The 20,855-nt window shown below is 43.5% G+C and carries 19 protein-coding genes; 11 read left to right on the top strand and 8 right to left on the bottom strand.

Going from position 1 to position 20,855, the window contains the following annotated elements; genetic code table 11:
- Positions 1-25 precede the first annotated feature (25 nt).
- The gene (locus SNE25_RS27495; protein ID WP_321562223.1) at positions 26-2,965 is read right to left on the bottom strand and encodes a PAS domain-containing protein; all 2,940 of its coding nucleotides are present in this window, start codon (positions 2,963-2,965) and stop codon (positions 26-28) included.
- A gap of 431 nt (positions 2,966-3,396) precedes the next feature.
- On the opposite strand from SNE25_RS27495, the gene SNE25_RS27490 reads away from it, so the two are divergent.
- Both SNE25_RS27490 and SNE25_RS27485 read left to right on the top strand, forming a co-directional pair.
- The gene (locus SNE25_RS27490) at positions 3,397-4,368 is read left to right on the top strand and encodes an alpha/beta fold hydrolase (protein ID WP_321562222.1); all 972 of its coding nucleotides are present in this window, start codon (positions 3,397-3,399) and stop codon (positions 4,366-4,368) included.
- A gap of 30 nt (positions 4,369-4,398) precedes the next feature.
- Positions 4,399-4,965, top strand: a complete 567-nt coding sequence (locus SNE25_RS27485; protein WP_321562221.1) for a DUF1572 family protein — start codon at positions 4,399-4,401, stop codon at positions 4,963-4,965.
- 15 nt (positions 4,966-4,980) lie between these two features.
- Here SNE25_RS27485 and SNE25_RS27480 read toward each other — a convergent pair whose 3' ends face one another.
- A complete protein-coding gene (locus SNE25_RS27480; protein ID WP_321562220.1) occupies positions 4,981-5,607 on the bottom strand; it encodes an RDD family protein in 627 nt (208 codons plus the stop codon).
- Between the two features lie 164 nt (positions 5,608-5,771).
- Complete coding sequence (locus SNE25_RS27475; protein WP_321562219.1) at positions 5,772-6,161, bottom strand: VOC family protein; 390 nt, start codon at positions 6,159-6,161, stop codon at positions 5,772-5,774.
- Between the two features lie 261 nt (positions 6,162-6,422).
- Between SNE25_RS27475 and SNE25_RS27470 the strand changes: the two genes are divergently transcribed.
- The 3 genes from SNE25_RS27470 to SNE25_RS27460 all read left to right on the top strand — a co-directional run bounded on the left by SNE25_RS27470 (position 6,423) and on the right by SNE25_RS27460 (position 10,268).
- Complete coding sequence (locus SNE25_RS27470; protein WP_321562218.1) at positions 6,423-8,249, top strand: glycoside hydrolase family 9 protein; 1,827 nt, start codon at positions 6,423-6,425, stop codon at positions 8,247-8,249.
- A 15-nt stretch (positions 8,250-8,264) separates the two neighbouring features.
- Positions 8,265-9,389 carry a redoxin family protein gene (locus SNE25_RS27465; protein WP_321562217.1) on the top strand — a complete coding sequence of 375 codons (1,125 nt, stop codon included), beginning with the start codon at positions 8,265-8,267 and terminating at the stop codon, positions 9,387-9,389.
- Between the two features lie 120 nt (positions 9,390-9,509).
- Positions 9,510-10,268 carry a ThuA domain-containing protein gene (locus tag SNE25_RS27460; protein ID WP_321562216.1) on the top strand — a complete coding sequence of 253 codons (759 nt, stop codon included), beginning with the start codon at positions 9,510-9,512 and terminating at the stop codon, positions 10,266-10,268.
- 215 nt (positions 10,269-10,483) lie between these two features.
- Here SNE25_RS27460 and SNE25_RS27455 read toward each other — a convergent pair whose 3' ends face one another.
- From SNE25_RS27455 to SNE25_RS27445, 3 genes are all read right to left on the bottom strand, one after another.
- A complete protein-coding gene (locus SNE25_RS27455; RefSeq protein WP_321562215.1) occupies positions 10,484-11,656 on the bottom strand; it encodes a DUF5009 domain-containing protein in 1,173 nt (390 codons plus the stop codon).
- Positions 11,657-11,851: 195 nt separating this feature from the next.
- Positions 11,852-13,291 (bottom strand): DUF2142 domain-containing protein, encoded by a 1,440-nt coding sequence (locus SNE25_RS27450; RefSeq protein ID WP_321562214.1) that lies wholly within the window; start codon positions 13,289-13,291, stop codon positions 11,852-11,854.
- Positions 13,292-13,412: 121 nt separating this feature from the next.
- Complete coding sequence (locus SNE25_RS27445) at positions 13,413-13,772, bottom strand: hypothetical protein (protein ID WP_321562213.1); 360 nt, start codon at positions 13,770-13,772, stop codon at positions 13,413-13,415.
- Between the two features lie 396 nt (positions 13,773-14,168).
- Between SNE25_RS27445 and SNE25_RS27440 the strand changes: the two genes are divergently transcribed.
- Together SNE25_RS27440 and rlmF are read left to right on the top strand one after the other, a co-directional pair.
- Positions 14,169-14,639: a nucleoside triphosphate pyrophosphohydrolase family protein gene (locus SNE25_RS27440; protein ID WP_321562212.1), complete on the top strand. Its 471-nt coding sequence runs from the start codon at positions 14,169-14,171 to the stop codon at positions 14,637-14,639.
- A 20-nt stretch (positions 14,640-14,659) separates the two neighbouring features.
- A complete protein-coding gene (rlmF, locus tag SNE25_RS27435; RefSeq protein WP_321562211.1) occupies positions 14,660-15,622 on the top strand; it encodes a 23S rRNA (adenine(1618)-N(6))-methyltransferase RlmF in 963 nt (320 codons plus the stop codon).
- Positions 15,623-15,688: 66 nt separating this feature from the next.
- On the opposite strand, the gene SNE25_RS27430 is transcribed toward rlmF, so the two are convergent.
- Positions 15,689-16,843 carry an acyltransferase family protein gene (locus SNE25_RS27430; RefSeq protein WP_321562210.1) on the bottom strand — a complete coding sequence of 385 codons (1,155 nt, stop codon included), beginning with the start codon at positions 16,841-16,843 and terminating at the stop codon, positions 15,689-15,691.
- Positions 16,844-16,979: 136 nt separating this feature from the next.
- On the opposite strand from SNE25_RS27430, the gene SNE25_RS27425 reads away from it, so the two are divergent.
- The 4 genes from SNE25_RS27425 to SNE25_RS27410 all read left to right on the top strand — a co-directional run bounded on the left by SNE25_RS27425 (position 16,980) and on the right by SNE25_RS27410 (position 19,847).
- Entirely contained in the window at positions 16,980-17,657 is a 678-nt protein-coding gene (locus SNE25_RS27425; protein ID WP_321566258.1) for a pseudouridine synthase, read from the top strand.
- Between the two features lie 77 nt (positions 17,658-17,734).
- Positions 17,735-18,013 (top strand): hypothetical protein, encoded by a 279-nt coding sequence (locus SNE25_RS27420; RefSeq protein ID WP_321562209.1) that lies wholly within the window; start codon positions 17,735-17,737, stop codon positions 18,011-18,013.
- Positions 18,014-18,251: 238 nt separating this feature from the next.
- On the top strand, positions 18,252-19,553 hold the full coding sequence (locus tag SNE25_RS27415; protein WP_321562208.1) for a DEAD/DEAH box helicase: 1,302 nt from the start codon (positions 18,252-18,254) through the stop codon (positions 19,551-19,553).
- A 15-nt stretch (positions 19,554-19,568) separates the two neighbouring features.
- A complete protein-coding gene (locus SNE25_RS27410; RefSeq protein ID WP_321562207.1) occupies positions 19,569-19,847 on the top strand; it encodes a DUF1456 family protein in 279 nt (92 codons plus the stop codon).
- A gap of 292 nt (positions 19,848-20,139) precedes the next feature.
- Here the strand turns inward: SNE25_RS27410 and SNE25_RS27405 are convergent, their stop codons facing one another.
- A complete protein-coding gene (locus tag SNE25_RS27405) occupies positions 20,140-20,817 on the bottom strand; it encodes a LolA family protein (protein ID WP_321562206.1) in 678 nt (225 codons plus the stop codon).
- Between the last annotated feature and the right edge of the window lie 38 nt (positions 20,818-20,855).

The following is a 20,855-nucleotide window of genomic DNA, read 5'->3' as shown; positions in this document are numbered from 1 at the left end:
ACTGATTTTTTCTGTTGGTTAAATATTATTTTTCATTTAACCATGCCTCCGCTGCAGATACCTCAGAAAAAAAGTTGATGTCAATATTACGTGGCAGGGGATCGGCGCTTTTGCGGGCCGATAACTGGCTGAATATGCTATGCGAATCTACCCAGGCAAAGTATCGTAACCCTGCTTTTGCCATTGCCGGAAACCACTCCTGCGATACCCAGTCTACAGCTTCAGACCAATTGCCTAATAAATGGGTGTTATCATCAAGTATTTTGTATACTTTATTTTTCACCATCATTTCCAGTATCTGCTGGCAACCCTCTTGTATCGACTCGAGGTTCTGAAAGCCAATCCAATCAGCATCAATACGGGCATTTTCCTCATTATAACTCAATTTAAGCGTACTGTCCTGATACAAGTAGTCGCCTTGTATAATTGGTTCCTTTTTTAAGGGGGTATCTGGCAAAAGCCTGAAGAAGAATGTAGAACCCACTCCAGGTTTGCTCTCAATCCAGAAACTGCCTTTGTGACGCCTTAAAATTTCGGCCGAAATAAATAACCCCAAACCAAGGCCCTCAAAGCGCATAGCGGTATTATCAACACGGTAATAACGTTCAAATAACCTGGTAAGGTTCTTCTCTTCAATACCTATCCCAAAATCCTGAACAGATATAATGAGACTGTTATCTTCACGCCTTACTATGCAGTTAACAATTACTTTATCTGCATCGGGCGAGTACTTAATGGCGTTAGTCAATAAATTATTTACTACCTGTTCCAGCCTGAAACGGTCGCCCGTGTACTGTAGGTCATCCGCATGTTCCAGAATTATACGGTGCGATGGCGCTGTATGCTGCACCCCCTCAATACTATCAGCCAGCATTTCCCGGAAATTAAAGGTTTCCATGTTATATTCAATTTTGCCGGCGTTAATGCGGCTTACATCCAGCAGATCATTGATCAGTATTTCAAGCCGGAGTACATGTGCAGCTGATTTTTGGAGGAAGTCTTTTTGTTTTTCAGGGTCATTTATACGCAGCATCAGCTGATTAAAGGCTTTAATACTGGTTAGCGGCGTTTTTAGTTCATGACTGGCTATTGAAAGGAACTCGTCCTTTTTCTGTTCATTGTTTTTTTGGATATTGATATTAGTGTTTGTACCCAACCATAGTATGATCTGGCCATTTTCAACCATAGGTACAGCCCGGGCCAAATGCCAGTGATATTGCCCGTCCTGAAACTTTAGGCGGAACTCTACCATGTATTCCCGACCGGTTCTAAGTGAGATGAGCCATTTTTTTAAACAACTCTGCTGATCATCAGGATGAATAAAGGCTTGCCAGCCGTGCCTGATAATATCTTCGGCATTTTGGCCAAAATCATCACAAACCACTTCGTTTACATAATCAAGCGATCCGTTTGACCGGGCAGTCCATACCTGCTGGGGTATAGCATTTAATAAAAAACGGAAACGGGCTTCGTTTTCCTTTTCTTTTTGCCGGGTAAGTACCGTTTCAGTAACTTCGAAAACAAAAACCATGATGCCATCAACCTTATGCTCAGCATCATGTCGTGCCTGGTAAATAAAGTTAAAGTAACGATCCTCAATCGGGCCATCGTCTGTATATGCCATGGGTACCAGCAGTTCCTTTCCTTCGTAGGTTTCGCCTGTTTCGTACACATTTTTTAAGATATCACCAATCAGCTGGCTCCTCAGCTCGGGCAAGGCGTCCATTAGTGGTTTACCAGTAAGCTTACGTCCCGGAAAAAGCTGCTGGTAGGGTGGATTAACCAGTTCAAATACAAAATCGGGCCCGTCAAGCACACAGATACCTGCCGGGGCCTGCATAAAAAACCTTTTCAATCTTTCGTGCTGACCGGTGGCCTCGGCCTGTGCGGTAAACAGTTCAATGGTGCGTAATTCAACCCGTTCCTCCAGTTCGTCATTAAGCTTAAGCAGGTTTTGCTGGGCCTGAAAAAGCTCTTCGTTGGTAGCGCTTAACTCTTCATTTGCCGATTGTATTTCTTCGCTTGTAGCCTGTATCTCTTCGTTAGCATAGGCGAGGCCCTCGTTAAGCACAAGTAGTTCGCCCTTGTTTTGCTCCAGGCGCTTTTTAGCTAAAACCAATTCGGTTATTTCATATTTGAAACTTAAAACGCCGGTGATCTTCCCTTTTTCGTCACGTATGGCCTGATATACAAAATTAAAATAATGATCTTCGAGTTTACCGCCAATTTCTTTGGCCAGGGGAATACATATCTCATTGCCCGCATAAGTTTCGCCTGTTTTATAAACACGCTGCAGTGCATCCCAGATGGGCTGGCCGGCAACTTCGGGCAGCGCCAGGAGCAGCGGCTTACCGAGCACTCGTCGTCCGGGAAAAAGCTCTTTCTCGTATTGGGGGTTAATAAACGCATAAATCAGATCCGGACCGGTTACTATGGCAATCTGGGCAGGCATTTCGTTAAAAAGCTTTTCCATTTGCCTGCTGAGTTGTTCGGCGCGTTCGGCAGTTTTTCTTTCCTTCTCCAAACTGGCTTTCAGGTTCCGTTCTGCAAGCACCCGCTCGGTTACATCCTGGGTATGGTGAATAATGTAGCAGATATCATTGTCCTGATCAAAAATTGGCGTGTGGGCGGTATCCCAGTAACGCTCCAGCAGGTTATTTTCATCGTCCGGGTTGGGAATATCAAAGCGGGTTACCGGCAGGTGGTGAGGTTTTCCGGTTTGTATCACCTGTTCAAGGGAAAAAGCTATACCACCCTCCTCTGATGACCAGTCGGGTATTTTGGGGAAAACATCAAACAGGTATTTTTCACGCAGTTCTGCCCTGCTTTTACCGGTTAATTGTGTGTAGGCGTCGCTCGCGGTAAGTATGTACAGCTCCTTTGAAAGTATCAGATACGGATGAGGTAATGTTTCAAAAACCCGTAACATTTCGGGTGGTAAAGCTGAACTGTGTTGTATGGGCATAGGAAAAGACGGATAGATAAACAAGATTACTAAACCTCAGGCAATTATTAAAATATTATCTCATAGGAAAATGTTTTAAAGAAAAATAAATAATACTTGTGGGCTTCTGGATTAACACATATACTCGTGTAAAACAATAATATTACTGACAATGTTTTTTAGTGTTCGTTTTTTCGAACTGCGAGCACCACGAACACTTGCGAACAGTCGCGAACGTTACCGAACAGGTGCAAACACACAAAATAATAGAGCCTAAATACAAATTTTGGCATGCTGAACGAAGTGAAGCATCTATTCGGTAACTGATATATTAAAGAAGATCCTTTGTACCTCAGAATGACAACGTGAGTTTGATGTTGGGCCACATTGATGTAACAACAGTGCTTCCGGTTCATCTAAATTAAAAATAACCGCCGGCTTAAATTTTACTAATGAAGGGACTTAAGTTATATCTATCCGTTTTATTTTTAGGCTTATTATTTGATAGCTGCGTACCGCGCCTGCAGGATAGTCCGCTTGAAACAGGTGAGCAAAGTATTACCACAACCGATAGTGTACGCCTGGCTGTTAAGGTAGCAGGGAAAGGGCCTGTATGTTTTTTTATTCATGGTGGCCCGGGACAGGATTACCTCTCATTTGAAAAAATGGGCGGGGCAAATCTCGAAGAATTCCTCACGATGGTTTACATAGACCAGCGGGGCTCCGGGCATTCGCAAAGCGCCAAAAACTATAGCCTGGATAGGATGGTTGATGATATTGAAGACACACGCAAACAGTTAGATGTTGATAAAATATACCTGCTCAGTCACTCATTCGGTGGTGTGCTGGCAGTTAATTACGCCAAAAAGTATCCCCGGCATATATATGGTTTAATTTTAGCCAATTCTACCCTGCATTTTTTTAATAACAGTTCTTTGAGAGGGCAGATCGGGTACGCCTATCATTTGCTGCATAAGGATACCACCATAACCGGGGATAATACCGCTTCATTGCTGCAACAGAATATGGCTGTTCGGAAACAGCTAAGCAAGATAAGATTGGGCTACAAATTGCTGGCCGATAGCGTTGCCACCATTATAAAAATGGATAGTATTGAGGAAAGCTATAAACGCAATACCGATTTTGGTTATGCCATTATTGCTCACTTGATTGATAGCACCACACAAAACCGCTACCCCGAATACTGGAAAGATTACGCACCAATCAGCAGCCAGATCAATGTGCCGGTGCTGGTTATTACCGGTACGCGCGATTATGCCATTGGCGTAGATCATTATAAAACATTTAAATTCCCAAACCAGCAGATGGTGAACATTGATGGGGCGCACATGCTGTATTATGAAAAAAACAAAGCCTTTATCGCGACTGTAAAAGCTTTTATTGAAAAACGCTATAATAATTGACCGGGACAAAAAAAGCCGGTAACTTTATATATGACACCCGATTACCTGGAAAGTATTAAAAAGCAGTTCGCCTATTATAAATTACTGGGCGAAAAAACGATGGAGCAGCTGAGCGATGAGCAGCTGGTATGGCAATACAATGCCGAATCAAATAGCATAGCCATGATTGTGAACCACCTTTCGGGCAATATGGTTTCCCGGTGGATGGATATTTTTACCTCCGACGGCGAAAAGGCTAATCGTAATCGCGAGGCCGAATTTGAACCCATTAACCATACGCGCGAAGATATTTTAGCCTTATGGAACAAAGGCTGGAGTTGCCTTGTGGATACATTGGAGCAGCTTACCGATACTGATCTTGACCGGATAATTTATATCCGTAATATGGGACATACCGTGGCCGAGGCCATTAACCGCCAACTGGCCCATTACCCATACCACGTTGGGCAAATAGTTTTCATAGGCAAAATGCTTCGCGACCAAAAATGGCAATCGCTTTCCATTCCCAGAGGGCAATCAGAAGCTTATAATGCCGATAAGTTTGCAAAAGACAAACACCGCGAGCATTTTACCGACGAGTTTAATAAAGAAAAGTGACGTTTTTAACCTCTATTAGGTTTTCCGTACCACAAAAGTTTTGGCCATTTGGTCATGCCAGCATTGTTTCATAGGGCTCCAAAGCATGGCAAAAAAGCCCAGGCTGCAAAGAAAACTGGATATTATTTTGCTTAAGTTACGTGCTAAGGCAGTGGTGAAATTTAACCTTTGCCCGTTGCCGTCAACAACAATTAAGCGGCAAATTACTTTGCCAATACTACCCTGAACTTTAGTTGCTTCAAAAGCAGCATTATAAAAAATCCATAAAACTACAGCGATCAGCCTAATCATAAGTTCTTGATCTGTTGTGTTTGAATCAGTATCAAAAGATCCGGTTGTATATCGTACAATAATTACAACGAGCGACCAAAGAATTACTGCGGCAATAAATAGTACGGCATCATCAATAAGGTAAGCCAGTAAACGCCAGCCAAAATTAGCTACATTGTTTGCCACAGGAACGTAGATGCCTGCCGATTTAAAATATTCGTCAAACTCAGGCAGATCCGAAGCCGCCTGCCAGTCTTCGGCCAATGGCGACAGCACCATTTGGTGTATGCCTATACCCATATCCATTAATTCATTATGGTTGTATGGGCCTTGTTTTTCATTATCCTTAAAAAGGTAGTATTCATTTATCATGTGCGTTGATTTAGGTTCAGAAAAATAATGAAAATATTTATACCAACAAAGTTTGGCTGTTTTTTAGTTTAAAAAAACAGTAAGGTAAATAGAAATAATTTTTTGTAAATGCAGGTATATCCGCAAGGCGTGAAGGCGAAAAAAGCGATGAGATTGGTGGCTTGTCAGACTTTAGGCCTTCCAAAAAACAAAACGTAGCCATCAGCATCCGTTACCTCAAATCCGCGCAGCCCATCGTCATCGTCCCGGATGGGGCGTCGAAATGTTAAACCGTTAGAACTGAATTCTTCAAATAAAGTATCGGGCTCTTCTGCAGAAATGTATGCATCCCAGGCGGCCCATTCGTGCCGGGTATGATTGGGAATGGGTTGTATGTTATCAGCAATTGCCTTTAGCATAATAGAAACAGGGCCGCGGCCCACCATCGCCCAATATGGATTGTCCCCGGGGCCGGTATACCATACTTCAAACCCAAGTTTATTTACATAAAACGACACCGAATCATTTAAATTCGAAACAATAAAAAAAGGCGTAATAAAATTAAGCTTTGACATTGTTTTTTTGCGTTTTGTGGTGCAATAAGTGGTTAATTAACACAGCGTTGCTACAAATATCAGCTGTTCAAAGAATGAAAGCAAATCAAAATTTTAACCAGATTCTGAAAGTAAGTTGCCGGTACGCCGTTGCTATTAAACAAGGTTAGGTATCTCTCGGTAAGTAAAGGAGCCGGATAATAACGCAAGCAAATTACTGAATGTTCGGTACGATCGGAAGGCTAAAAAGTTGTAGATTTATATTAACCTTATTATAACCTCATGATTAAAGCTTGCAAATTTTTGATTTTGATGATCGCCGTGCTCCCTGCTGTTGCCCTGGCGCAAAAAATTAAAGTGGTTACCAACCAGGTAGGTTATGAAGATACCAAAGCCAAAAAGGCCATTGTAGTTACTGATAAACCATACCCTATTAACGCGTTTGCTTTAATAGATGCAGATGGTAACACGGTTTTTAATGGGAAAGCTATTTACAGCGGCAAAGTACCAGGCTGGAAAAACCGCGAGTTTTATACGCTTGATTTTACCTTCGTTACAACCGCTGGCAGCTACCAAGTACAGATAACCCTGCCAGGAAAAAAACTAAGCTCTTACCCGTTTAAAATAGGGAAGAACGTGCTGGAACAGGCTACCCTGTCTGATGTGGTATATTATTTTAAAGGGCAGCGCAGCGCGGGCGAAATTGATAAGGCCGATCATCATTTGCTGCTTTCGGGCAAAACCACCGATACGGTTGATGCCCATGGCGGCTGGTATGATGCCACCGGCGATTATGGCAAGCATTTTTCGCACCTTTCGTTTTCTAATTATTTTAATCCGCAGCAAATACCTTTGGTGGTATGGAGCCTTTTAAAAACAAAGGAACTGCTTGATAAAAAAACCGTAACCGATTTCAGGCAGATCAATCGCCGGGTACTGGACGAGGCTACCTATGGTGCCGATTACCTGGCGCGTATGCAGGCTAAAAACGGTTCGTTTTACCGGTCGGTTTCAGCTCCCGGTCCCGGTAAGCTGGCCAAAGACCGCGTGATTCAGCCCGATGAAGGATCATATCGCATTAAAAAAACAAAAGATTCTCCGTTTAGTACCAATCGCGAAAATACCAATTGGCACCGTTACCAAAGCAGTTACCGCTCTGGCGGGGGAATGGCGATAGCCGCCCTGGCCATGGCATCAACACTTAACGTAAGTGGCGATTTCACCAGCGCACAATATTTGCAGGCCGCCGAGAATGCCTTTAAGTTTTTGGAAGAAAACAACAAACTGATGGATTTTGACGGTCATGAGAATATCCTTGATGATTATTGCGCCCTGAGCGCGGCTACTGAATTATATAAAGCCACCAAAAAACAGGAATATCTGGCATCGGCTACCAAACGTGCCAATAATCTTGTGGGTCGTTTAGCTGCCTGGAAAAACTATCAGAACTACTGGAAGGCCGATAGTGCCGATAGGCCATTCTTTCACCCGTCAGATGCAGGTTTGCCAGTGGTGAGCCTAATTTATTATTATCCGTATGCCGATAATGCCATGCAGATATCCATTAAAAAAGCCATCAAAGCCTCGTTTGATTTTGAACTGAAGGTTACCCGTGAGGTAAACAACCCATTCGGTTACAGCAGGCAACTGGTGCAGGATACGCTGGGCAATCGACGTACATCGTTCTTCTTTCCGCAGGGCAGCGATGCTTCGCCATGGTGGCAGGGCGAAAACGCGCGGCTAAGTTCTATGGCCGCCGCCGCACGGCTGGCCGCGGGTTTGTTTGCTGATGACAAAGCCTATCATGACCAGCTGGAAACTTTTGCGGTTGATCAGTTGAACTGGATCCTGGGCCTGAACCCTTTTGACGCCAGTATGCTGCAGGGCACGGGGCATAATAACCCGGCGTATGGTTTCTTTGGAACGTTTGAGTACACTAACGCGCCTGGCGGTATTGTAAATGGCGTAACCGGCGGATTGAATGATGAAAATGACATCGATTTTAATTTATCCTACGCGCAGATACATAAGGATTACGACTGGCGCTGGGCCGAACAATGGCTGCCGCACACGGCCTGGTACCTGCTGGCGGTTGCTTTACATGAATAATCAATCTATCAAAATATGAAGAAGTTTAGTATCACCCTATTTGTTTTACTGCTTGCTGTTGCTCCGTTTAGCTTTGCGCAGGTTACCCACACCACGCTGGCTACCGGTTCGGCCGCGCCCGATTTTAGTCTGCCCGGTATTGATGGGAAAACTTATACGCTGCAATCATTTAAAGATGCTAAAGTGCTGGCCGTGGTGTTTATATGCAATCACTGCCCAACATCGCAGGCGTATGAAGACAGGCTGGTAAAACTCACCAGCGATTATGCTCCCAAAGGCGTTAAAGTGGTTGCCATTAATCCCAATAACCCGGCGTCGCTTCGGTTGGATGAATTGGGGTACAGCGACCTGACCGACTCATTTGATGATATGAAGATACGCGCCAAAGACCGCCATTTTAACTTTCCATACCTGTACGATGGCGAAACGGAAGTAGCCAGTAACAAATATGGTCCGGTGGCCACCCCACATATTTTTATTTTTGACAAGGAAAGGAAACTACGCTACAGTGGCCGTATTGATGATATGGAGAACCCTGCCAAAACGCCAAAATCATTAGATGCCCGTAACGCTATCGAAGCGCTGCTGGCCGGTAAAGAGGTGGCCGTGCCCGTTACCAAAACCTTTGGCTGCTCTATTAAATGGGCCGAAAAGCAGGACTGGATACAAAAGGCTACGGTTACGTGGGCTAATGAACCCGTAAAGCTGGATACCATTGCTGCCGCGGGTATAGTTAACCTGGTAAAAAATAAATCTGATAAGCTGCGACTTATTAACCTTTGGGCTACGTGGTGCGGGCCTTGTGTGGCCGAGTTCCCAGAACTGGTAACCATTATGCACCTTTACCGCGACAGGGGGCTGGAATTTGTTACCATCAGCGCCGATGACCCCTCACGAAAAAATAAAGCTCTGAACTTTTTGAAAGGGAAACAGGCTTCGGGTCCAAACTACATTTATACCGGCGATGATAAATACAAAATGATTGAAGCTGTTGACCCAAAATGGGACGGCGCCCTGCCGTACACCATGCTGGTTGACCCGGAAGGCAAAGTGGTTTACGGCAAACAAGGCATTATTAACCCGGAGGAGTTAAAGAAGATCATTTGGAATGACCCAACCATGGGGCGGATTTATAAATAGAAGAGCCCCCTCTAAATCTCCCCCAAACGGGGAGACTTTAAATGCTTTTTAAGCCGCTCAAAGAGAGGTTTGGGTGAGGTGTCGCCTTCATTAATAACCTTAATTGATGATATTTGATATATGAAGAAACTATTGCTGCTCATTTGTACCGGCATATTTGCCTGCTTTAACCTTAATGCGCAAACCAAACATTTTAAGGTATTGGCCTTGTATGAAAACGGCGGGCACCATATTGAGTTTTCAAAGCGCGCCAAAGTATGGTTGGATAAGCTGGCTGCCGAAAAAGGTTTCACTATTGACTACATCCAGAATACCGATAAAATTGACGATTTTTTTTTGAGCAATTACCAACTTTTTCTTCAGCTTGATTATGTCCCTTACGGCTGGAACGACAAAGCAGTTGCCGCTTTTCAAAAATACATTGACGAAGGCAAGGGCGGCTGGATCGGTTTTCACCATGCTACACTTTTGGGCGAGTTCGACGGCTATCATGAGTGGCAATGGTTCTCAAACTTTATGGGAGGGATTACTTACAAAAATTACATAGCCACCTTTACTAAAGGCAAAGTAAATATAGAGGATAAGACGCACCCTGTTATGAAAGGGGTGCCGGATTCGTTCATTATACAGCAAGAAGAGTGGTACACTTATGATAAAAGTCCGCGCCCCCATGTACACGTGCTGGCCAGTGTTGATGAATCAACCTATGAGCCGCAGGGCGATATCAAAATGGGCGATCACCCGGTGATCTGGACCAATGATCAGAAAAAAGCACGGAATGTTTATATTTTCATGGGGCATTCGCCCAATCTGTTTGATAACCCGGCCTGGGTTAAAATTGTCACCAACGCCATTTTTTGGGCTGTAGGTAAACAATAAAGGATGTGCGGATATGCAGATTTCAGGTGTGTAGTGATGGTGCTGCTCCACTACTCTTCACCACTCGTCATCTCGACCAGAGGGTGAGTTTATCAAATGCACAATATCTCTCCTCGTACCTCCTCGAGATGACAAGAAGAGCTTTTATACCCTCTTTTCGCCTAAGGCGAAGAGAGGGTCATCCAGCTAAGCGCAGACGGGGTGAGTCTAAAATGTTAAACCTTTAATCTGATCCGCTTTTTTTCCATTAAGCCAACCAGTGCTATCAATACAAACGCGACAGCCATGGAGCGGGCTAAGCCTCCAAAGCCCGAGTTAAACCCCCGGGGGAAATAAATATGGAAATACATCATCAGGAAGACCTGGAAGTACGGCATCAAATAACAGGTGAGCGTACTGGTACCTGCCGGCCATATTATTTTGAACCAGTTTTTTTTACCCTTTACATCAACCAGGAATATCATGAGTTCAAATACCAGTACGGTAATACCGCTGCAAATGAATATCCAGGCCGGGGTAGAGCGAATTTTAGAGATCCCATCCGCATAGGGACGTATAAGCAAGCCAAGTACAATAAGCAATACGCCGGTGAGCCCGAAAATGATCCATAACCGCTGCGTTTTGCCCAATGAAACCAGGCGCGCGTATATTTCTGTAATGATGATACCCCCCATAGTTAAGGTTATGGAAGAAGCATCGCCAATAATGAACAATCTTCCGTTAATAATACCTGTATGTTTACCTATGTTTATGGCAATAAATAAAATAAGTGCCGTAACAAGCACGCTCAATTTACCCTTTGACAGCAGGTAAATTATGGCGCATATTAAATAAGCCCAGCCAATAATACCCAATATTCCCCACCATTGCGGGCGCATCCAGGTTATTTGGCCATCTTCACTCCCTTTGTATATAATGGCCATTGCTATAAGCAGTACAATGCCCAGGCCCGATAGCGTATATCTCTTGGCTTTGTTCATGGTTTCGGGATAATCCAGCCAGATGAGGAAAAAACCTATAGTGATGAGGATGGCCCAAAGGGCTTTGGGTAATATGGCAGCAGTGCTGTAGGTTTCAAGGTTTACATGGAAAAAGCCCATGATAATGAGCGCGGCACTTCTGGTAATGATATAAATTAAAATAGAGATAAACGAATTACCCTTACTGATCCTGTTTTTTATGGCGAATGGCAGCGACAGGCCCACAATAAACAAAAACGCCGGAAAAATAGTATCGGCAAATCCCATAGCGTCAGCATTACCGGGGGCATGATCAATCCAGTCAGGAACATTTCTTACACCGCTCGAGTCGTTAACAAATATCATGAGCAGCATGGTAATGGCACGCAGTACATCAATTGATAAAAGGCGTTTTGGTAATTGTTGCATTTAAAGGGGATTAATGGTGAACAATATGCGTGCGCGATTCATTTACTACAGAAAATACCTGTAATGCATGCGCTTTCCTTTGTAGATAAATACATGGGGTAAGTTAAGTAAATTTATTTTGTCGCTTAACGGTAAAGCAAAAAAGTAAATACGCCTTGGGTGAGAATAACCTTAAAGCCGACCTGAAAACCCCTGTTAGCCATAATACCGTTTAAATAAGCCATGAACCACCTCTATGGAGCTATATATAGGGAATAACAATATAGCCATAAATAATGCCGACTTTAAACGGGTAAACTTGTCCCTGGTTACTTTGCCGCTTAAGGCCAATGCCAGAAACGGCGCCACAGGCAATAAATACCTGCCCTGCATACCGCCTAATGATGTTGCTTCGAGTGCCGTCCAGGTAACATACTGTGCGGTTAAAATTGCTATAATGGTAATAAAAGCACAAATGAGTAAGCCGGTTTTTAATCGGATATTTTCTTTCCAGGCGGGGCTAATCCCTATAATAATACCCGCAAAAACGATAACATAAGCGGTATGATAATAATCGGTAGGGAAGGTGAGATCGAGCCAGCCCAATATGCCAATAAATGAGTGCAAACAGGCGGTTAGACCGGGCAGGTCAAACTTAAAAAACAGGCCAATGAAATTAAACGGATGATGAATAATATACTGAACCTGCAGTTTTGCGTTGGTTCTGAGTTCGGGAGGGGCAAATTTAATAGCAAAGTTTGCATGGTTGATAATAAGCCAGGCAGCTATGCTAAGTAACGGTAAAATGATACCCGCAGCCTTTGCTCTTGGCGATAGCTTTAACAGTAAAAAAATGAAGGCAAGGGGTATGTATGGTGGTTTGGCAATGCCTATTATACACATAGCGATAACCATGGTGTATATGTGCCATCTGCGGTAAATTTTATCGTCCCTGAATTCCACGTTGTCAATAGCGGCAACTAAAAGAAAAACACAAGCAATAAGTATCGCATCCTGGCTAACAGACGCAAACAACGCTATCGTCATTGGGAAAAGCAGTACAATGAACATTAAAATATTACCGCGTCTGGCCAACATTAAAGCAAAAAAACAAATGGCCACAGAAAGGGCGCCATTAAGTATTCTTGACAGATATAATGTTTTTACAATAGACAAATGGAGCAATTTTCCTGCTGCAATACCTATGGCAGGCATAATATAAACAACCGGAGGATAAATAGCGGTGTTGCCAAAGTTTTTATAACCGGTACCAAACCCCCATTTAATATCGTTCGCCCGCTTTGTCAAATCCCGTCTTACTTTAGCCTCGGGGTGAAACTGAATAGCTGAATATAAACCCTCAAGATCTAAAATCCCTTTATCAATGGCAAAACCCCCTTTATCGGGGTATATTATTCTTGGATCGGCAGATAATGAATCGTTTTTTGTAGAAACAGCGCTTTTGTCATATACAAAAGTTGGTACCATATCAAGTCTTGACACTTGTTCGGCTCGTAAAAAATGATTAGGCTCGTCTGGGTTCTGGAGTGGAGGGGTTATGGTAGCAGTCAGGCAAACCAATGGAATGGCATACAGGAGATATATGAAATGTAAGTGCTTATGTAGCTTTGAATAAGCCGCCTCAAAGTTGAACATCAGGTTTTTATAATAAAAAGCAAAACTAATTATATTAACCGAATGGCTACAATATTATAGCAAAATAAGGATACCTGTAATGACCCATAGATCATTACAGGCTTAAACTGAACAATAAATATTATTTTACCGGGGTAGTATCTGCCTTAGCTGCAGGTTTTTTTACCGCTATTTTAGCAGCTGGCTTTACTGTTTTTACCGGAGCTGCGGCAGGTTTTGCATTTGCAGCAACTTTAATTGCTGGTGCGGCTTGCTTTTTCTCTTTTACCACCTTTGCGGCAGGCGCAGCACCGTCTATTTTTGATGCCAATGTTTTAGCTAAGTTTTTTGAAGCTTTTTCGATAGCTTTATTAACCTTTTTTAAATCGGGTTCAAACTCGCTTACTGTAGTTTTAATTTGAGTAACTAACTTATCGTTCAATTGTTTTTTAAGGGCTTTGCGGGCTTCCTTAGCGGCGGTTTTATTTTTATCGTTCTTCATGTTTACGGATAGGGAAATTCAATAGTGCTTTGAGTATATTCTTCGGCGCAAAGTTAAGTTAATAAAAAGTTCTTTTAATATTATGTTTATGTTAACAAAGTGCCTCAATGTTAAGTAATTATTAATAAAACGGGGTGGCTATTCTGTTCATTTTTAGGGTTCTAATATTTGTATTTTAATATTAATTAGATATTATATCATATAGCTGTATTTAAATGGCTAATTAAATTTATGAAAAGGTTTTGTTTAATACAATCGTGTTTGTTGTTATGGTTAGTATATCGTGTAATCGGAGTATATGCCCTGAAAAACTGGGGCATTGATTTTATAATTAATGATTTTTGAAAGCTTTTGGGTTAATTTATAACTTAGCAACCTTATACACGCTCAAATACCATGATCAAAGATTTAAATTCATTAAACCAGGTAGCCGAATTTCATAGTACTTTTAAACATCCCATAATAGCCGCTCCTCAGATCCCCTCAAAAGAGCGTTGCCAGTTGCGTATCGAACTTTTGGCCGAAGAACTGAAAGAATTACAGCAAGCGGTTGATGATAATAACCTCGTTGAAATAGCCGATGCCCTTTGCGATCTGCAATACGTACTGTCGGGTGCGGTACTGGAGTTTGGTCTGGGCGAAAAGTTTAAAGACCTTTTTGATGAGGTGCACCGCTCTAACATGAGCAAAGCCTGTAAAACAGTAGAAGAAGCTAATCAAACCATTGAGCATTATCGCAATACGGCCGGTACCGAATCGCACTATAAAGAGATTGACGGCTTGTTCCTGGTGTACCGTAATGCCGATAATAAAACCCTTAAATCAATAAATTACTCACCTGCCAATCTGGGCAGCATTGTAGGATAAATTATACTTAAAATAACAACTTGCCAGCATCAGCCCCAAACCAACCAGAAGTTAAAGACGCCATGCATGCGCGTAACAAGCACCGCTTGGGATACGATTTTAAGGCGCTGATAAAGGCCGTTCCGCAGCTGCGGCCATTTGTTACGGTAAACCAGTATGATAATCAAACCATCAACTTTGCCAATCCCGAAGCTGTAAAGATGCTGAACCGTGCTTTGCTAAAGCTCCATTACAATATTGATTATTGGGATATTCCTGAAGGTTATTTATGTCCACCAATACCCGGTCGTGCAGATTATATTCATTACGTGGCCGATTTGCTGGCAGCATCAAATGAAGGCGTTGTGCGTAAGGGTAAAAAGGTAAAGGTGCTGGATATAGGGGTTGGCGCCAATTGTGTATACCCTATTATTGGCCACCAGGAGTATGGCTGGAGTTTTGTAGGGACAGATATAGATGAGGAGGCCATTGTATCGGCACAAAACATTATTGATCATAACAAGCAATTAAAAAACGCCATTGAGCTGCGCCTGCAAAAGCACCGGGCAGATATTTTTGTATTTGCCATAAAACCTGGCGAACGGTTTGATCTTACCATTTGCAACCCGCCATTTCACGCCTCTATCAAAGAAGCTGCCGAAGGTTCCCGCCGCAAGTGGGATAATCTTGGGCTCAAATCAGGTAATGAGAAAGCTCCTGTGCTCAACTTTGGCGGCCAGAATGCCGAACTATGGTACCCGGGCGGTGAGGCTGCTTTTTTAAAGCAAATGGCCACGCAAAGTACCCGTTTTGCTAAGCAATGTTTATGGTTTACAACATTGGTATCAAAAAAAGAAAACCTCCGCATTCTATATAATGCCCTGCAAAAAGCGAGCGCAACCGAGGTACAAACCATCAACATGTCGCAGGGCCAAAAAGCAAGCCGCATTATGGCCTGGACATTCCTTTCGCCTGAAGAGCGGACGCAGTGGGTTGACCATTGATGGGAGTGATTATGTTGATTAAAGAACGTGTCATTGCTTCGTACCTCGCAATGACATGAGTTTATATCACACGCGTAAAAATGTCTTTTTCTGGTACAGGTAATACAGGAAGATCCATTTCACCATAATAAAGCAAACAGCCATCACCACAATATTGTACGGATCGCCTACAAGCTGACCTAACCATCCAAAAAATCCATTGGTGGTGTATTGCCATTTAATGAATTTGCCCGAAATGTAAATGAGTATGGAGTTCATGCCGATCACCTTGAAAAAGAACGCCCATTTTTTATAACCCAGTACATCAATCACATAATAAAACAACGCCATCAGCAACAGGCTTATACCACCTACATGCATTACAAATGAGCTTGTCCACAGGTTTTTATTGATCGGGAAATCAAGGTTCCATATTTGCGCTATGATCAGGAAAATTACACCGGTAACCGTCATGATGGTTACTTTGCGTATTTGTTGTAGCCCCTTCTTTTTTAACAACGAACCGGTTAATATGCCCAGCAAACCGGTGCTGATGGCCGGGATGGTAGAGAACAGGCCTTCGGGATCATGGATACCCAGATACAAACGGCCGGGTAACAACAGGCGGTCCATATACGAGGCAAAATTGCCCTGCATGGTAAGATCGCCGGGATGAAAGCCTGGTGCCGATGTAAACTTGAGCAGCAGCCAGTACCCAATTATAAAAAACCAAAACCATACCATTTGCATACGTTCTCTGCTGTACAGGTAAATAATATTGGCAAACATATAAGCGATACCAATGCGGCCAAGCACGCTGGCAAACCTTATTTGTGATATTGGCATAATATTGAGGCCGTTGTTTACCACTAACCCAAGCAGCACTAATATAAACGCTCGTTTGATAACCCTGACGGTTAGCTGCCCGCGGCTTTTGCCTTTCTCCAGCTCGCGGCCTACCGAAAACGGTGTTGATACCCCGGCCATAAACAGGAACAGCGGAAATATAAGATCATACAGGTGAAAACCGTTCCAATCGGGATGGGTAAACTGGTTGGCTATGGTACCCCAAAACGGCGAACCGGTAGCTTTTGCCAGTGTATGAAAAATTTCTTCGCCCCCCATTATCCAAAACATATCAAACCCGCGCAGGGCATCTAACGAAAATAAGCGCGTAGGCGCGGTATTAATATCATCGGGCGCATTACTGCCCGTAGTAGTGGTACTTGTTGTGGAGGCCATTGGTTTTAAAAGATTTAGTGATTTATTAAAGATATAAAAAGCATACTATTTAAAATATTTTTTTTAGTTAACTGTACTTTATAAAATGGAATTGTTACACAGCGTCGTAACTTCGCGCTTTGGAATGGAGCGCCGCATGTTAGAGATCATATACTGCGATGAGTATCTTATCGCCATTAATAAACCACATGGCTTGCTGGTGCACCGGTCGCCCATTGCTGCCGATGCGTCTGAGTTTGCCCTGCAGTTACTGCGCGATCAGATAGGGCAGAAAGTGAACCCTGCGCACCGTATCGACCGTAAAACCGGCGGTATATTATTGTTCGCGCTGGATAAACAGGCCGAAATAGCCATGCAGCAGCAGTTTATGGAAAACCAGGTGCATAAAAAATATCTGGCCGTAGTGCGCGGCCATACTCCTGATAGCGAGGATATTGATTACCCGTTGCGAAAAGAGAATGGTACCCTGCAGGATGCTTTTACCCGGTACTCCACTTTAAAACGTGCCGAACTGGATGTGCCGCTTGGTAAACATGCTACCTCAAGGTATTCGCTGGTAGAGGCTATGCCTGCCACCGGCCGCATGCACCAGCTGCGTAAGCATTTCAGCCATATTTTTCATCCCATTATTGGCGACCGTACCCATGGCTGCAACAAGCAGAATAAGCTGTTTAAGGAAACCTGGGGTATGGAAACCATGTTACTGCACGCCTCGCACCTTTCATTTAACCATCCTGTTACGGGTAACCAGGTTGAAATTGATGCTCAGTTGCAGCCCGAATTTAAACGCGTAATAGATATTATGAGCTGGTAAAATTCCTCCTTTATTTTAGTGCAATAAAATTAAACAAAAACGTTGCTTGATTGTAGCTTACTCAAATACATAAAGTGATGATTAAGCCGGTAAAATATAGTTTATATACGGCAGATGGTGACCGTTCTATCACCATAAAACCGGGAAGCCCAATGCTACCCGGCAGCACTACACATGTTACAGGGGTATTTAAACTGAGTGAAGGACATGTGGACCTGGGTGAAATTGTTTTTGATGATAGCATGCACCAATGGGAATATACAGGTTTAGGCGATCTTACTCATGAGCAGGCCGGAGAAATAGCAACCTATATAAAAGATAAAATTCGTAGGGAACTGGAAGGGAACGTAAATTAAGATAGGCATGTCAGTCTGAGCTTGTCGAAGACCTGCGCAGAGGCTTTTCCACCATGGTTCGACAAGCTCACCATGACGGCCTTTTTTTGCATCATATTTAATCTTATTCAACCTTGTCATCCTGAGCGCAGCGAAGGATCTATTCTGCGATATGCATAGCGAACAACAATTGCTCAGCACGACAAATTTAAAGCCCCGTTTTATTTAGCTTATCTTTGCGCACATCCCAACACTCATAATGATAAAGCAAGCACTCCTGAACCTCAAAATAAATGCCCTTAACCCTATGCAGGAGGCCGCTATCAGCGCAGCCAAAAAAGGTGATGTAATACTGCTGTCGCCGACTGGTTCGGGTAAAACGCTGGGCTTTTTATTGCCCTTGTTGAGTGTGCTTGATACCAGTATCCCAACTGTTCAGGCCATGATCATGGTGCCATCACGGGAACTGGCTTTGCAAATAGAACAGGTGTTTAAAACAATGGGCACCGGCTTTAAGGTGAACTGCTGTTATGGCGGCCACCCGGTTAAAATTGAACGTAACAACCTGTCGCAGCCACCTGCAGTACTGATAGGAACGCCCGGCCGCATTGCACACCATTTGCGTCGTGAGAGCTTCAGCACCGATACCATTCACACACTGATACTGGATGAATTTGATAAAGCCCTTGAATTTGGCTTTCAAGAGGATATGGCCTTCATTATAAAGCAAATGCCGGCCATTAAAAAGCGCATGCTTACATCGGCTACCAAAATGGATCAGATACCTGATTTTACCGGTATGTATAAGCCTGTTGAATTGGATTTCCTGACCAATGCCGCCGCTAAGCCGGATATAAAACAAAAAGCGGTAATAGCAGAAGCTGCCGATAAGCTGGCTGCCCTGTTTGCGCTCATCTGTAAAATAGGCGATCAGGCCACGCTTGTTTTCTGTAATCACCGCGAAGCGGTTGACCGTATCAGCGATTTGTTATATGACCGTGGCTTACCCCATGATATATTCCACGGCGGCATGGAGCAGGACGACCGCGAGCGGGCCCTGCTAAAATTCAGAAACGGCAGCCACCGTTTACTCATCACTACCGACCTTGCATCGCGCGGATTGGATATACCCGAGATAGAACATGTGGTGCATTACCAATTGCCGCATAACGAAGAAGCCTATCTGCACCGTAATGGTCGTACCGCCAGGATGCACGCCAAAGGCACTTCTTATCTCATGCTATCTCCCGATGAAAAACCTCCTTATTTAAGGGAGATGCCGGAGATTGAAGAATTACCCGGAAATCCTGTGCTTCCGCCGTTGTCGCCCTGGGCCACATTGTATATTGCCGCCGGTAAAAAGGATAAGGTGAACAAAATAGACATTGTTGGCCTGCTACTTAAAAAAGGCGGTTTGAATAAGGAAGATGTGGGCCTGATAGAGGTGCACGACTATGCCTCATACGCAGCGGTAAAACGTAACCGGATTGAACGCGCTGTGCAGGCTGTCAAAGGCGAAAAGATCAAAAGCAAAAAAGTTAAAATAGATATTTCAAGATAATAAACCGAGAAGACCATGAGTAACAACGATATCATGAAGAAGCTGCGTGTAGCAATGAAATTTACCGACGATGATATTATAAAAGTTTTGGAGCTGGCCAACTTCCGCATTACCAAAACAGAATTAGGCGCCATATTCCGCGCCGACGACCATCCCAACTTTAAGCCTTGCGGCGACCAGATACTGCGTAATTTTTTGAACGGGCTTATTGTTTATAAACGCGGTCCAATGCCCGATAAAAGAGCTCCTAAACCGGAAGGTGAGAATAAACGTTCTAAGCCGGACGGGAAGTAATAAGTTGTCAGTGATAGCACCAGTAATGGCATAAACTTAAATCATAAATCAAAAGGTGTCATGCTGAGCTCCGTCGAAGCATGGTGGGCAGGCTTCTACACACTCCTTCGACGGAGCTCAGCATGACCCTACGCGAAAACTAAGTTTAGATACTATAACGGCTACCTGTCCTATGGGATGCTGAAACAAGTTCAGCCTGACAATGGGGCCAAACAAAAAGAGCGATGGTGAAGCCATCGCTCTTTTTGTTATTGTTATTTAAAGCGTATCACGTCCAACGTAAAACCTATGCTTACCGCAAGTCAACAACTTCAACACCGGGGTGGGCTTTGGCGTCCCAGGCAAATGTGTTATCGGCAACCTGTGCGTTGGGGGTAAAGCTGCTTACGGTGTAGTTGTACTTGTTGCCGTTCTTATCAAACAGCTGCGCGCTGTAAATCTGTTTTTTTACTTTATCAATCAGCAGGCGAACTTTAAAAATACTTGCTTTGGCATTTTCGGGGGTGAGGTCAATGGCCTGGTACACCTTGCCTGCAATTTTTTGCTCGCCGGTATACAGGTATTTATAACCATGCTCATAAATAGTGAAAATTTGTGAGGGGTTATTGATGCCATCACCGCCTTTGGCAGCTTCGCTTACCTGCACTTCTTTGTCTTTTTTAAGGTAAGTCCACTGACTTTTGCCATCACTCATGATCTCTTTATCCACATCCTTAGCGGTGGCTGAGGTATAAAGGGTAACCTTGTATTTGCCCGATTTGGCTTTTGAAATTAAAGTACCGCTTTGGGTTTCTTTAACACCGGCCTGCTGGTTATCAAGGGTAAAAGTAAAATCTGTTTTTATTGCATCGTACGATTTGTATTTCTGGCTCACCTGGTTTAGTATGGCTTTGGCCTGGGTATCTTTTTGCGCGAAAGCCGTACTGCAGGCGCTTATCGCTAAAATGGTATATAAGAATATCTTTTTCATTAGTGTTTTTTATCAACAACCATCATGATCAATAGTTA

The sequence above is a fragment of the Mucilaginibacter sabulilitoris genome, assembly GCF_034262375.1.
GTDB lineage: Bacteria > Bacteroidota > Bacteroidia > Sphingobacteriales > Sphingobacteriaceae > Mucilaginibacter > Mucilaginibacter sabulilitoris.
Note: the sequence above shows the minus strand (reverse complement) of the source record. Positions and strands in the feature narration are given on the sequence as shown.

Bases quoted from the DNA above. Each gene is read 5' to 3' on its own strand.
- SNE25_RS27495 (WP_321562223.1), bottom strand. From the start codon at position 2,965: ATGCCCATACAACACAGTTCAGCTTTACCACCCGAAATGTTACGGGTT.
- SNE25_RS27490 (WP_321562222.1), top strand. From the start codon at position 3,397: ATGAAGGGACTTAAGTTATATCTATCCGTTTTATTTTTAGGCTTATTA.
- SNE25_RS27485 (WP_321562221.1), top strand. From the start codon at position 4,399: ATGACACCCGATTACCTGGAAAGTATTAAAAAGCAGTTCGCCTATTAT.
- SNE25_RS27480 (WP_321562220.1), bottom strand. From the start codon at position 5,607: ATGATAAATGAATACTACCTTTTTAAGGATAATGAAAAACAAGGCCCA.
- SNE25_RS27475 (WP_321562219.1), bottom strand. From the start codon at position 6,161: ATGTCAAAGCTTAATTTTATTACGCCTTTTTTTATTGTTTCGAATTTA.
- SNE25_RS27470 (WP_321562218.1), top strand. From the start codon at position 6,423: ATGATTAAAGCTTGCAAATTTTTGATTTTGATGATCGCCGTGCTCCCT.
- SNE25_RS27465 (WP_321562217.1), top strand. From the start codon at position 8,265: ATGAAGAAGTTTAGTATCACCCTATTTGTTTTACTGCTTGCTGTTGCT.
- SNE25_RS27460 (WP_321562216.1), top strand. From the start codon at position 9,510: ATGAAGAAACTATTGCTGCTCATTTGTACCGGCATATTTGCCTGCTTT.
- SNE25_RS27455 (WP_321562215.1), bottom strand. From the start codon at position 11,656: ATGCAACAATTACCAAAACGCCTTTTATCAATTGATGTACTGCGTGCC.
- SNE25_RS27450 (WP_321562214.1), bottom strand. From the start codon at position 13,291: ATGTTCAACTTTGAGGCGGCTTATTCAAAGCTACATAAGCACTTACAT.
- SNE25_RS27445 (WP_321562213.1), bottom strand. From the start codon at position 13,772: ATGAAGAACGATAAAAATAAAACCGCCGCTAAGGAAGCCCGCAAAGCC.
- SNE25_RS27440 (WP_321562212.1), top strand. From the start codon at position 14,169: ATGATCAAAGATTTAAATTCATTAAACCAGGTAGCCGAATTTCATAGT.
- SNE25_RS27430 (WP_321562210.1), bottom strand. From the start codon at position 16,843: ATGGCCTCCACAACAAGTACCACTACTACGGGCAGTAATGCGCCCGAT.
- SNE25_RS27425 (WP_321566258.1), top strand. From the start codon at position 16,980: ATGTTAGAGATCATATACTGCGATGAGTATCTTATCGCCATTAATAAA.
- SNE25_RS27420 (WP_321562209.1), top strand. From the start codon at position 17,735: ATGATTAAGCCGGTAAAATATAGTTTATATACGGCAGATGGTGACCGT.
- SNE25_RS27415 (WP_321562208.1), top strand. From the start codon at position 18,252: ATGATAAAGCAAGCACTCCTGAACCTCAAAATAAATGCCCTTAACCCT.
- SNE25_RS27410 (WP_321562207.1), top strand. From the start codon at position 19,569: ATGAGTAACAACGATATCATGAAGAAGCTGCGTGTAGCAATGAAATTT.
- SNE25_RS27405 (WP_321562206.1), bottom strand. From the start codon at position 20,817: ATGAAAAAGATATTCTTATATACCATTTTAGCGATAAGCGCCTGCAGT.